Source organism: Bacteriovorax sp. PP10, from assembly GCF_035013165.1.
In the GTDB taxonomy this organism is placed as follows: domain Bacteria; phylum Bdellovibrionota; class Bacteriovoracia; order Bacteriovoracales; family Bacteriovoracaceae; genus Bacteriovorax; species Bacteriovorax antarcticus.
This window is the reverse complement of sequence record NZ_JAYGJQ010000001.1, coordinates 844,230-857,557: the sequence shown is the minus strand read 5'-3', so window position 1 is coordinate 857,557 and position 13,328 is coordinate 844,230. Positions and strand designations below refer to the sequence as shown.

The 13,328-nt window shown below is 38.1% G+C and carries 11 protein-coding genes and 1 riboswitch; of the genes, 6 read left to right on the top strand and 5 right to left on the bottom strand.

What is annotated here, in order from left to right:
* Positions 1-35 precede the first annotated feature (35 nt).
* Both SHI21_RS04190 and SHI21_RS04185 read left to right on the top strand, forming a co-directional pair.
* Positions 36-380: a DUF5684 domain-containing protein gene (locus tag SHI21_RS04190; protein WP_323574889.1), complete on the top strand. Its 345-nt coding sequence runs from the start codon at positions 36-38 to the stop codon at positions 378-380.
* 110 nt (positions 381-490) lie between these two features.
* Positions 491-3,868 (top strand): hypothetical protein, encoded by a 3,378-nt coding sequence (locus tag SHI21_RS04185; RefSeq protein WP_323574888.1) that lies wholly within the window; start codon positions 491-493, stop codon positions 3,866-3,868.
* Positions 3,869-3,907: 39 nt separating this feature from the next.
* On the opposite strand, the gene SHI21_RS04180 is transcribed toward SHI21_RS04185, so the two are convergent.
* Positions 3,908-5,044 (bottom strand): hypothetical protein, encoded by a 1,137-nt coding sequence (locus SHI21_RS04180; protein ID WP_323574886.1) that lies wholly within the window; start codon positions 5,042-5,044, stop codon positions 3,908-3,910.
* Between the two features lie 158 nt (positions 5,045-5,202).
* On the opposite strand from SHI21_RS04180, the gene SHI21_RS04175 reads away from it, so the two are divergent.
* Positions 5,203-5,976 carry a hypothetical protein gene (locus tag SHI21_RS04175; RefSeq protein WP_323574885.1) on the top strand — a complete coding sequence of 258 codons (774 nt, stop codon included), beginning with the start codon at positions 5,203-5,205 and terminating at the stop codon, positions 5,974-5,976.
* Between the two features lie 47 nt (positions 5,977-6,023).
* On the opposite strand, the gene SHI21_RS04170 is transcribed toward SHI21_RS04175, so the two are convergent.
* From SHI21_RS04170 to SHI21_RS04155, 4 genes are all read right to left on the bottom strand, one after another.
* Entirely contained in the window at positions 6,024-6,971 is a 948-nt protein-coding gene (locus SHI21_RS04170) for a hydrogen peroxide-inducible genes activator (protein ID WP_323574883.1), read from the bottom strand.
* A gap of 9 nt (positions 6,972-6,980) precedes the next feature.
* Positions 6,981-7,715, bottom strand: coding sequence for an energy-coupling factor transporter transmembrane component T family protein (locus SHI21_RS04165; protein WP_323574882.1), 735 nt, complete (start codon positions 7,713-7,715; stop codon positions 6,981-6,983).
* Positions 7,702-9,090: an ABC transporter ATP-binding protein gene (locus SHI21_RS04160; protein WP_323574881.1), complete on the bottom strand. Its 1,389-nt coding sequence runs from the start codon at positions 9,088-9,090 to the stop codon at positions 7,702-7,704. Before SHI21_RS04160 ends, SHI21_RS04165 begins: the two co-directional genes overlap by 14 nt.
* On the bottom strand, positions 9,083-9,679 hold the full coding sequence (locus SHI21_RS04155; RefSeq protein WP_323574880.1) for an ECF transporter S component: 597 nt from the start codon (positions 9,677-9,679) through the stop codon (positions 9,083-9,085). The genes SHI21_RS04160 and SHI21_RS04155 overlap by 8 nt, the downstream gene beginning before the upstream one ends.
* Positions 9,671-9,764: riboswitch (TPP riboswitch) on the bottom strand. It overlaps the preceding gene by 9 nt.
* A 131-nt stretch (positions 9,765-9,895) precedes the next feature.
* On the opposite strand from SHI21_RS04155, the gene SHI21_RS04150 reads away from it, so the two are divergent.
* Genes SHI21_RS04150 through SHI21_RS04140 form a run of 3 tightly spaced genes read left to right on the top strand, consistent with a single transcriptional unit; the run spans position 9,896 to position 13,275 of the window.
* On the top strand, positions 9,896-12,226 hold the full coding sequence (locus tag SHI21_RS04150) for an NADP-dependent malic enzyme (RefSeq protein WP_323574879.1): 2,331 nt from the start codon (positions 9,896-9,898) through the stop codon (positions 12,224-12,226).
* Between the two features lie 2 nt (positions 12,227-12,228).
* Positions 12,229-12,606, top strand: coding sequence for a Rid family detoxifying hydrolase (locus SHI21_RS04145; protein ID WP_323574878.1), 378 nt, complete (start codon positions 12,229-12,231; stop codon positions 12,604-12,606).
* A gap of 3 nt (positions 12,607-12,609) precedes the next feature.
* Positions 12,610-13,275: a YdcF family protein gene (locus tag SHI21_RS04140; protein WP_323574877.1), complete on the top strand. Its 666-nt coding sequence runs from the start codon at positions 12,610-12,612 to the stop codon at positions 13,273-13,275.
* Positions 13,276-13,328 lie beyond the last annotated feature (53 nt).

Here is a 13,328-nt window from a genome sequence, read left to right as displayed (position 1 = left end):
AGCTTCGGCTCCCTTTTTAATAATTGGATATACCTGTGACCTATTTTCTATATTTCTTAATTTTTATTACTAACCTGCTTGGTCTTTGGAAAGTATTTGAAAAAGCTGGTTACCCTGGTTGGTCTGCTTTTATACCGCTCTATAACGTCTATATCTTAGTCAGAATCGTAGACTTACCTGTTCTATTTATTCTTTTCTATTTTGTCCCAGTCATCAATATTATGGCCCACGCCTATACCTGCTTTAAGCTGGCCCAGTGTTTTGATAAAGGACTCTTCTACACTGTAGGGATCTTCTTTCTCCCTTTCATTTTCATACCTGTTTTAGGTTTTGGAAAATCGCGCTTCACAGGCATTCCACTAAGGATGATGTCGCTTTAAAGCGTTTTCTTTTGATAGATAAAGAAAAAATTATCTTCAAATGCCTGACTAAACCTTTTCATTACTAATAAAGACTTAATTGATCCCGATAAAGAATGTGAGGTAATCACATGAAAAGAGTCATCGCGAACTTAATTATTTTGTCATTTATTCTTAGTATTGCTGCCAGTTGTGGCCATACAGAGAAGCGCTTGCCTGCTCAATATGCTCAGACAGATGAAGTGCTGGTGAACGTTGGAATACCCTTTAAAACGATCGAGAGAGAAGTTCAAAAGCTGGCCGGCCCTAAGGAAGTTCTAAGAAAAATAGAATACGTCCGCATTGACCCTCTAACCAGAATTTTATCAATCAAAGGCGTAGTTAACTACCCGCTCGAAAAACTTTTTAATTTTGGTATTCCTCTTCCAGCAGGTACAGCGGGAGCAGAAAATCATGTTTTTGAACTTGCCATCAGTTTCCCTGAGGCCAAAGAACTTTCACAAACTCGTTATTTTAGAATTAAATTTCATCGTTTTAAAATTAATGGCGATGACTATCTAAACGCTTTCTCTGTAGTAGGAAGTTTCATTCAGACCATCATGGCCAATTCTGATTTGATTCGTTACGTGTACAATCAGGCAAGCTCTGCGCTACCACAAAATACTGATTCAATGATGATGATGAAACAGGTTGTTGAAACCGATGGCTTTGTCATTAATCCGACGATGCGAACAATTGCGGTCAAACTCAATACTGGCTATTTTTCACAGCTCAAAATGTATGATGAAATTGAAAACCTAAGACTTTGGTATTTTGGACCTGATCTTCTAAGTGGTACTAAAGATTATGCGGTTTTTAGACTTATTGCTGGAATTGGAAAACCCTCTGATCGTTGGGTCACTCAACAGATTGCAGACGTTAACAATGATGACAAAACTATTCTGGAAATTAGAAATGAACTTTATAAAATTTATTCTAATTACGCTAAGACAGGAGCAGAGCTGGTTGCTTATTTTGAGCAAATTTTAATTAGTGAAAAAATCACTGTCACAAAACTTGCGCCTCGTTATCAAAAAGAAATTGAAAACTTTAAAAATGACCTTCGTATTGGAGGTCGTAATGTTTTAGTCGCTGAAAATCAACTCTTTCAGGCAGACCCGGAAAACGAGTACCTTAACTTCATTGAAAATGAAAAAGGCCGCGCCCGCTTTTTCATGACAGATCTTGATCGTCGATTGAGCATTGATAATGCCATTCGCAGTGATGCCGATCTAAAAAATAAAAACCTGCCAATCATTACCAAAAGAATTAGTCAGGACCTTCTTAACTCATCGATGAATTTCCTTCGCGATACTGAAGATGATGGCCAATACTATGTTAAAGAAGCAAATTTCGTTCTAGCTCCGAATCTTCCAGGAATTATTCTTAGAGGTAAATTGAATCTGGACCTGAATTACCTCTTAGGTCAAATCGATTCTAGTTTTGTCGGGAAAAAAGTTGATAAAAACAAAAGCTGGGATAGCGATGGAATTCCTTTTGAAATCGTCGTGGAGACAAATCTGGGTAAGGATGGATGGCTTGGAATTGATCCGAAGTCTATCAAGTTATTCGATGGAGAAAAGAAATTACAATTTAGTCGTAGCTCTAAAAACCAGCAGTTCTTTTTAGACTTCATAAAAGTTTATTTAAGCCAGACCCTAGCGGCAATGAATTATGATACTCAGGAACTTAATGATACTCCTGAAAAAATCAGAGAAAGAAGAATTAAAGATTTATCGGATTACTTAAAAGGCGTCAAAGACCTCTATGGAAGTGTGGCCAGTAAACCTTCATCTGACACGATTGTAAAATCAATGGACTTTGATATTAAGATGAATCCGGCCAGTGCCATGGGTGCTGCTTACATGAAGAAAAAAGGACAAATTCTTTTTTCAGATCTTTTTAAATACGATTCTGTAGATAAGCTCTTCAAAATTAAGCTTGATCCAAAACTTGTTTTTGATTCGATTGAAGGAGCTGATAATACTCTTCAAGTATGGGGGCTTGCCCCTTATGTTTCAAAAGACCTCAACAATACATTCCTGGAAGTTAGTGTCGGAGAAGGAGCTCGCGGGCGCAATTACGTCGACTCTCTGGAAAATCGCGCTGCTGATCTGGATAATACCGCTTTCTCCGGAATTTATCAGGACTACAATCAAAGCTCTGCTGATTTTATTGCTTCAATCAATTTTCTTTATCTGGAAACATACACCAATCACCTTTTCCAAAACATGCTGAAGTTGCAGAATGCTCAATATGAAAAAGAGTTATTAATAGATCAAGAGCAAAGTCATACCTTATTGGATAACTTAACTCTAAAAGTCACTCCTGATAAAAGAATCACATTGAATTTAAAAGTCAGTACTATTGAAAAAAAGAAAGTGCTCTTCAGTTGGATTAGGGATCAAAAATGGAAAGTTGTTAAGGATTCATATTCTTTAAGTGCGGAGTTATCCCTTAACCCGAGAAAACTATCTCAAATCAAAGATCAGTTAAAAGAAGATAAACTTCCGATCTATTATAATGACGAGGCCATTGGCGTAACTCTTCATAAGGTGAAAGTTGAATTTGGAAAACCTTCACTCATTAATTCAACTTTAAGTAAGCTGACCAACCTGAATCTGGATCTACCACTGGTTAATAAGTTCAATAGTCTTATTTTAAAAATAGTCAGTGTCTATTTCAACTCTCAGTATAAAGATGATCGAATGCTCGCTGGTAGCGACATAGAAGAGATGGTGAAAGTCCTGACGACGAATAAAGAGATTATTTTACTTTTAAACCCACGTCTTGCCGGTGCCGCATTTGAAGTGAAGCTAGCAGGTAATGATAATTTTATCGACCAGTCGCTTAAGCTTGATACGAAAAACCAGGAAATGCATATGGTTTACACGACTGCGACGGCGATGGCGAAAATCGACAAGCGCGAGCTGGCCAGCATTTCTGTCTCTGCTAATAATTTAATCGATCCTTACTTAAAAATGAATAATGCTGATTTAATTAAGGCCATTAATAAAGATCTACTCATTGATAAAATTATCAGAGCATCAGATAAGACTAAGCTTAGTGTTTATAATCGTCTGATTCAGGTTATGACTCATTATGATCCTGTGATGAATGTCGCTAAAATCCCTTCTCCTTCAAAAAATGCTGAGCAACGCCTGACGGTTGGTGGATCAGAGCTTATGTATTTTGCGGGAGCAAGCTACCTGGTTCATGCCAAACTGGATGCTTTAGTTAAAAAAATTGAAGCTAGTAAAATGCAGAACCAAGTGACGTTTTTTGACAGCTTAGTGGAAGGGCGAAATAAATTGCGTGATATGATCCTTAATCCACTATATACAAAATATAAAAACGATCATCATCAGCTCAATGAGTCCGTCATTAAAAATTATCGTACTTTTTGGACTTATCAGTTTTACCCGGACGCCTACTTTGCAGAAAGTGTTTATCAGGTTCTTTCAAAATAAAGCATAATCAGAAAGGGAGTCTTTAAAAGACTCCCTTTTTTATTTTAAAGCGCAGTAGCTATTCTCGGTGGAGTCTTTTAAAAGACTTTTCAATTTCGGCTGAGAGTAATAAATCTTTTCTTGTCTCAAACGATTCGTAGGATATGAACTTCCTTCTACTAAAGTACTCTCATCACACAAATCCGGCCTTAACTTAGAAATATCCAGCTCTTTATAATGTGAAATCACTTCTGCTGAAAACCAATCTGCAAACGTTTCTGGCAATTGATCTGCCTGAATTCCCTTAGGAGGATAGGCCTGTTTATTACATGTTGGATTTGCTTTAAGTGCTGCTACTAATTCCGGTGTTAACTTCCCTGCCTTACCAAAGGCCTCAAGTTTGCTGTCGTCTCTTTTTTTAGCGCCGACACTACTACTTGACCTTAGACATTGTCCTACCTTTTCAAAAGGCCATGGGCCTTCGAAAAACGCTCCCCATCTGCAAGGATCAAAAGCATGTCCAATCTCGTGAGCAAAGACGGCCATAATCGTTTCATCATTAGAATATGAAAGAGAATTTAGTCCGATATTGATTTCATTTGAGAGAGGGTCATAAGCAATCCCCCAATCAATGAGATCAAGTGGAATAGCTTTATTGCGGGCAGTTTTTAAATGCTCCGGCCAGTAAAGTTTAATCGAGTTAATCTTTGCGATGATCACTTTATTTTGCGGAAGATTCATTTCATTAATCGTTTGTACTGCAAGTATTTTGGCCGTACTAAAATTTTTATTCATCTGATCTTTGAAGCTTTTATTAAAATTGGATTGAAGAAGACCATCAACCAGCTTTTCGATCTCAGCATCAATCTTTGCGTCTCCTTGCGGATACTTCATAAGTAAAAAGCTTCTGGCAAAGTACTGGCGCCATGACTTGGCCACATCTTCTTCAGATTTACCTTTAAAGTTTCCCTTCGCGTACCAGCTGGTTACAAATGGGCTTTTAGCAGTAATGAGTTTTGATAAGATTCCATCGGCCTGAGCAGCGATGACTTTATTGTTAGCAAAAGCATCGATGCTTTTTTCTGTTTCGCTCTTCATCTTTAGATAGTTATTCGGCAACTCGTAGTTTGTGCAGAAAGAGGCGGCCCCCGCACTTGTTAAGTAGAATCCAATTAAAATGCTTGATAAATATTTCATAGTTAAAGCTTAAAAAGGATAGTCGAACTTGTCCAATTTTAAGTATTTAGAACTTTATGCCCCTGTAGATTTTGTACATTTTTCACGAAATCCCCTATCAATCCCAAAACAGTGTATTTATACCCCTCACAATAATCCGCGGCCATTAGGAGACACGTATGATGAATAAAAGAATTTTAACTCTGATTGCCTTCAGTGCTCTTAGTGCAAGCTCTTTCGCTGGAGTTGTAAAAGATAAGACCAAGGAAATTGTTTTTAAAAATACTAACTGTGCGGCCACTGATTCATGTGACCTGGTAGAGTTTAGAGTTCAGTCATATGACTATCACGTTATCTTTGCTGATCAGTCCCCTTCTCATGGAACAAGTGCCTTCATGAGTTACACGACTAAGAATATTGATGACCTGGAAAACTATGCAATCGTTCAACAGATCAAAGGATGTATTTTTGATTCTGGACAAAACTATGATGGCGAAGTTATCAAATCGAGCAACTACGTACGCGATTTATTCGGTCAATCTGTAGACTACAAACATACTGAATGGACGATTGACTCAATCGACGAAGATCCAATGTACAACAACAGTGTTCCTGAGTTACGTCATGGTTCATATAGATGGAATACAGTAAAAAACTCTTATGCGAAGGATACTGAGAAAGTGTACGCAAAAGAGAGACCGACATCACCAACTCTGTATGTTTCAGATTTACCTGGAACAGCTTTTGCTGATAACAACGAAGCTAAAAACATCAGTTTGCAATTCAACACATGTATTTATAAGACAGGGAAAATCCCTCTGGTAGCGACTCCTGGTGATGTAAACTTTAGTGAGCCCATTGCATGTATCCCATGGAAGAGTTCATTCATTTACAATCATGCCGCTAAGAAGTTCGAAGCTAAGAATGAAATTGATTCATTTTGTAATCAGTAAATATGAAAAAGGGAGCCTAGGCTCCCTTTTTTTATTCTGTAAATTGTCTAAGCATCAATAGAAATAATTTCGTAATTTTTCTTCTTCATCGAAGTTAAGCTCTCAGGAAGATTTTCAATAATTGATTCTTCCAGTGCGCTGATAATCTTCTCTTTCAGAAATATGCGATTGTGTACGAGTGAGACTTCTCTCGTAGGTATTGGTGATTGGAATTCGCGTACGTGACTCATCTCTTCTTTAGATAAATTAAGCACGGCCAATTGAGGCAGAAGTGTATATCCACTGCTGTTTAAAACCATATTCTTCAATGTTTCAAGATTTCCACTTTCAAACTTTAAATTGTCGTGAAGACCGTTGTCGCGAGATAGCTTACAAAGATTTAAAACTTGCTGTCTAAAGCAATGACCTTCATTTAAAAGCCATACATCAGATGTATCCAAGTCTTTATCCTTAACTTTCGCTTTCTTTAAAAGGTGATGCCCTTCAGAAGCAAAAACTGAGAATGGTTCATGAAATAAAACACGTTCAATAAAACTCTCACCTTGAATAGGTGTGACTAATAACCCAGCATCGATTTCATCTTTAGCTAACAGTTCGATAATATCTTCAGTCTTGTACTCTTCAATCGTAAGATTCACATTAGGATGCTTTTGAACAAAGTCTCCGGCAAAAAGCGGAATCACGTAAGGAGCAAGAGTGGGAATAACGGCAAGTCTGAATTCTCCTCTCACTTCACCTTTATTGGCATCAATGATCGAGAAGATCTTTTTATACTCACGAAGCACCAAGCGTGCCTGATTGATAATTTGCGTGCCTTCATCTGTCGGAAGAATAGGATTTTTTGAGCGGTCAAAAATAATGACGCCCATTTCTTCTTCAGCTTTTTGGAGCTGCATACTAAGAGTTGGTTGAGTCACATTGCAAGCTTTGGCAGCTTTTCCAAAGTGACGGTATTTATCTACGGCGAGAACATATTCTAATTGTGTGATTGTCATAGATTTATTCTATCGAAAATAAATCGCGATGGCCACCATGCAGATAAACATGAGAAAAAATGAACGAAGCCATTTGCGGTCGCTAGGCACAATATCGTAACCGAAGTAAAAACTCTTGTTCGGGTTAAGACCTCTGGTTACCAGCGATAAAGATCCACGTTGAGAATGCCTGATCGCAAATACCAAAAGAGGAAATAAAACAAACAATCTATCCCACCATCCCAAACCTCTAAAGCGGGCCGACAGTCTGATGCGATCAAATTCTTCTTTAAAAAGTAAAATTGAATTAAGGGCAATTAGAAGTGGATACCCCATAATCACTTTAAGACCTTTATGGATAATTAAGTAGAGGATCACTTTAGTGTAAATAATGGCGTATGTTGAGCACATCGAAACGAGAGACAACATAAATAAACGCGAAAAATTAATCAGACCATTCATTAAGGCCGCTTTATAAAAAGTGAAATGACCAACGTAGAGTTGCTCTCCTACTCTTAGTTTCTCACCTGGGTATAAAAGATTTAAGAATAAAAAGACTGAAGAAAAAATAAGTGCAAAGAGTGCGAGCTTAATCAGGACTCTGGTCGGAAGTCCATTTTTTATATAAAGATATAATAGGAAGCCGACCATAAGGAAGTTGAGCGGCAATGTCTTCGAAGCCAATAAAAAAACGAGCCCGAACATACTCATAATCAGCAAGTACCATGAGTGAATAAATTCTTTTTTAGTCTCAAGAAATTTCATTCAAACTCCCTGACTCTAAAACAAAAACGCGATCGGCAGTTTTTTTAATAAATTGATCATCGTGGGAAATGAAAAGCTGAATCAGTCCCAGTTTTTTCAATTCTTTCATGAGCTGAGAGATTTCTAAAATAGATCTTTGATCCTGACCAAATGTAGGTTCATCGAAAAGGAGCAAGCTCTTTCCTAGAAAAACAGTCATCAAAATAGAAAGTCTTCTTTTTTCTCCTTCTGAAAGAAGAAAAGGAGATTTATCCAGGTTGATTTCATGAAAGAAGCGCTTTAAGAGTTCTTCTTTCAACTCAGGTGAGCTGATATGTTTAAAACTTTGTTTTAATTCTTCTGCAATCGTATCGTAGAAAAAATGTGACTCTGGATTTTGAAAAATAAATCCTACGTTGGAAAAGATCTTTTTATTTCTAAATTTCTTTTTTCCTACTTCTAAAGTCACTTCACCAGAGCTTGGATCAATAATGCCGGCCAGAAGTTTAAATAGGGTACTCTTCCCCATTCCATTTCTTCCCTTTATGGCGATGATTTCTCCGGCCTTAAATTGAACGTTAAGATTATTTAATAGACTCGTATTTTTAGCGTAAGAAAAAGAAACATGCGAGACTTTTAATAAAAGGTCTTTAAAATGAGGAATCGCCACTTCTGCTAAGTTAACATTCTCAATTGGTTTAACTTCTGAAAAATTCAAGTCAGATCTTTCAGCAATCTTTCCATCAATCGATACTTCCAGAACTCTGGTAACCAGATCTTTAATTTCTTCAACATGGTGGTCAACAATAATAACCAGACGGTCACCTTTGATCGAATTTAAAAAATGATAAAACTCAGCGCGAGCTTTGGGATCTAAAAATGCAGTTGGCTCATCTAAAAGTAAAACTTCCGGGTTAATCGCCAATAGCGAAGCTAGTACTAACTTCTGGCATTCACCATTAGAGAGTTGAGCATTTTGTTTGCCCCAAATATTGTTGAGATTAAATAACTTTTCAAATTTCTCTTTCGAAGCATTCATCTCTTCGCGGGTGAAATTGAAATTCTCCATCGAAAATAAAAACTCTTCTTCTGGAGTCGGATAAATAAGCTGACTAAAAGGATTTTGGAAGAGATAAAGAATTTTCTGTAGATTCTCCTGAAAATGAACACCACTTAATGGTTTTCCGTGAAATTCCACAGTTCCCACCAACTCTCCACTCGAGTATTCAGGAATAATTCCTTTTAATACTTTTAGTAGAGTCGACTTTCCTCCACCTGAAGGGCCAACAATGGCGATCATTTCGTTTTTATCAAACGTCAGCGGTTTTTCTAAGAATATATTTTTAGCTTTTCCACTTTTTCCGTATGAATAAGAAAAAGGATTTAATTTATACATCTTGATCTTTACCGATTAAGAACTGATCTAGAATTCCTAAACGTACTAATCGTTTCCCCAGTAAATAACTGAAAACTCCAGCGAAAATAATCGAAGAAATAATAAACGACGACAATTGCAGAACATTGAAACCTAAATTTAAAGCTCCATAGTCGTACAGATAATAATCAAGTGCATAACTAAATAATGCTGAAAGCGCAGAGGCCACCATCAGTACTGGTAAATTCCATTTGCGGTAAAGAAAAATGAAAAAGATAATTTCACAACCAAGGCCTTGTACTAGTCCCCATAACAGTGACATCAATCCCCAATGAGTTAACAAGCTTTCAATGAAGGCGGCCATGACAGAAGCAATGATGGCGATTCCTGGTTTTCTTACAATGTAGGGCACTAAGACAGCAGATAGTATCCAGAATCCTGCGACTAAATAACTAAGGCCCGCGACTTTTAAAAAAGGTTTCGCAAGGTCATAAACAAAAGTCCATCCCCAGAATGCGACACCCAATGCCACAGCGAGCACTAACGTCAAAACGATTTCAAAAATGGTAATAGATTTAAAAGAAGCTACAGTGCGCGTGATAATAGTCATGTTTTCCTTTCCTACGCAGGCATTACCCTGGTCAGGTTTAAGGGTATTTCTCAGGCCAAAACGATGACCACCCCTAGGTTTATTATTGAGACCCATTTTACCAAATTTTATAGACATATAGCAATGAAATTTGAATTCAATTTTCTTTGCATACCGGACCAAAAAGACATACCCTACTCGGGTCGTAAATATTCCATAATAACAAAAGGATTGACCGTGAGTAATCAACGAAATGATCGCACAGAACGTAATGATGCGGACACAAAAAGACAAGATGCCCTGGACTACCATTCAGACGGGCGCCCCGGTAAGATTGAAGTAATCTCTACCAAACCAACAATGACTTCTTATGACTTAACTAAAGCTTACTCTCCAGGAGTTGCTTGGCCATGTCTTGAGATTGCTCGTGACCCTGAACTTGCCTACAAGTACACAGCGAAAGGAAACTTAGTTGGAGTTATCTCTAACGGTACAGCTGTTCTTGGTTTAGGTAACATCGGAGCTGTTGCAGGGAAACCTGTAATGGAAGGAAAAGGACTACTCTTCAAACGTTTTGCTGACATCGATGTTTTCGACATCGAAGTTAACGAACTGACTGTTGAAGGAATGGTTAAAATCGTTTCAGCACTAGAGCCAACATTCGGGGGAATCAACCTTGAAGACATTAAAGCTCCTGAGTGTTTTGAAATCGAAACTCAATTAATTGAAAAAATGCAAATTCCGGTTTTCCACGATGACCAGCACGGTACAGCGATTATCGCTTCTGCTGCTTTGTTAAACGCTCTGGAAATTACTGGTCGTGATATTAAGAAAACAAAAGTTGCTGTTTCAGGTGCTGGAGCTGCAGCGATATCTTGTGCAAAATTATTTTTCGAACTTGGACTTCCAAAAGAAAATTTAATTATGTGTGATTCTAACGGAGCGATCTACAAAGGTCGTAAAGAAGGAATGAACAAGTACAAAGACGATTTCGCAGTTGATACTAAAGCTCGTACATTAGGCGACGCGATGGTTGGTGCTGACGTTTTCATCGGATGTTCTGCTAGAGGTTTAGTAACTCAGCAGATGGTTAAAGACATGGCAAAAAATCCAATCATTTTTGCAATGGCCAATCCAGATCCAGAAATTTATCCATCAGAAGTTCACGCTGTTCGTGACGATGCTATTATGGCCACAGGAAGATCAGACTTCCCTAACCAGGTTAACAACGTTCTAGGTTTCCCATTCATCTTTAGAGGTGCATTGGATGTACGCGCTCGCAAAATCAACATCGAAATGAAACTTGCTGCTGTTCATGCTCTTGCTGCTCTAGCAAAGGAAGAAGTTCCTGAAGAAGTAAAAATGGCATACGGTGGAGAAGATTTTAAATTCGGTAAGAACTACCTAATTCCAAAACCATTCGATCCAAGAGTTCTTGTACGTGTCACTCCAGCTGTAGCAAAAGCTGCAATGGAATCTGGTGTAGCAAGAATCAATATCCCTGATCTTCACGTTTACGCTCGCGCCCTTGAAGGACGTATGGGTAACACTGCTGGATTCATGAAGTCTCTTCGTGACCGTCTAAGCACATATGTTAACAAGTCTGGTAAAAAAGTTAGAGTTGTATTCGCAGAAGGAACAAACACTCGTATTCTTCAAGCTGTTAAACAACTTGTTGAAGAAGATAAAATCGAGCCAATTCTTCTTGGAAGAAAAAAAGCAATTCACAAAAAAATGGATATGCTTGGTCTTGAAAAATACAAAGACGATGTTCGTACAATCAATCCAAGAAAACATGAAGAATTCGAAAACTACGTTCGCATGTACTCGAAAGAGAGACAAAGAAGTGGTGTATCGGTTTACCATGCTGAAGAGCTTATGAGCCACCAGAACTATTTCGGTTCTATGATGGTTAAGCACGGTTTAGCAGACGCTGTTATCGCTGGTCCAACATTGAACTACGCTGACTGCTTCCCTCCTCTAATGCACGTACTAGGCACACAAGATAAAAAATCTGCTGCCGGTATCTTCATCATGAGTTTTAAAAACCGCGTTCTCTTCTTTGCTGACTGTGCTGTTCAAATCGAGCCAACTGCTGATCAGTTATGTGAAACAGCAGCAAGTACAGCTGAGCTATTTAGAAAATTAATGAAACGTGAGCCACGTATTGCTTTCCTAAGTTTTTCTAATTTTGGATCAAACGATTCAGAAAAAGCAAAAGTCGTAAGAAAAGCGGTTCAGTTGACAAAAACTCGCTACCCTAACCTTCTTATTGATGGTGAAATGCAAGCTGACGTTGCTGTTAACAAAGGTCTAATGGACAAGCTATTTAGTTTCTCTACTTTAGATGGTCCTACAGACATTCTAGTGTTCCCAGAGCTAAACTCTGCTAACATCAGTTACAAACTTCTTTCTCAACTTGGAAATGCTAACGCTATCGGGCCAATTCTTCTTCCGATGAACGCACCAGCTAACATTATCCCGAGAACGGCAAGTGTGACTGAAATTGTGAATATGTCTGTGCTTTCAGCACTATTATCTGATAAAAAAATGAGTACAAAGGAATAATTATGAGTAAAATTATTGTAAACACGGATCTAGCACCAGCAGCTGTAGGAACATACTCTCAAGGTGTGGCCGTTAACGGAACTTATTATTTCTCAGGACAAATTGGAATCGATCCAAAGACCAATGCTCTTGTAGAAGGATTCGGACCTCAACTAAACCAGGTTATGAAGAACATCGATGGATTATTAACGTCTCAAGGTTTAACTCGCGAGAACATTGTTAAGACTTCTATCTTCCTAACTGACCTTGGAAACTTCTCTGCTGTTAATGATGCTTATGTTGAATTCTTCAAAGCACCATACCCAGCTAGAAGCACAGTTGAAGTTCCAAAACTTCCAAAAGGCGCAGTAGTTGAGATCGAAGTAATAGCGGCAAAATAAAAAATGATTTTAAAAAGCAAATACGTATTCGAATCTAAAGGCACAAGAATGTACCGACACTTTTTAAGTGCCGTCATCATTCTTGTGTCTCTCTTCCTTTGTTACACTTTCGTCTGCGCGATCCTATTACTAGACGCCAGAAATGAAGGTAAAAACTCTAAGGCCACTTTCGTTCAAACTCCACCGGACTTGATCGTAGTTTTCACCGGAGCTCAAGGAAGAATAGAATACGCCGTTAAAAGCGCCCAAGAGTTCAGACAACCAAACGTTTTCATCACAGGAGTCCACGAAAAGAACTCCGTGAAAACCATCATGAACAACACAGCTGCAACAGACCCCACAGAATCAACTGACCATATCGAGCTAGACTATACAGCAAGAAACACTGTTGAAAACGTAGTCTCAACTCTAAAGTACCTAAGAAACAACCGCGGTCTCAACAAGATCCTAGTTGTCTCTAGCGACTACCACATTATGCGCATCAAAATGATCTTCGAAACGTTGATTAAGGAAGATGAAAAGTTTGAAATCTTCTTCTCCCCAGTGCCATCGAACTACCTAAGCTTCAGAAGCATTAAAATCCTCTACACAGAAGTTTTTAAACTAGTACGCACAAAACTATTCCTAATCTACTGGGATGAAAAATCTCCCATTGGAAACTTCTACTAGTTAATAATGTATTAAAAATAATCCTCAAAAGTTTCCAAGGATGCCAGATACTA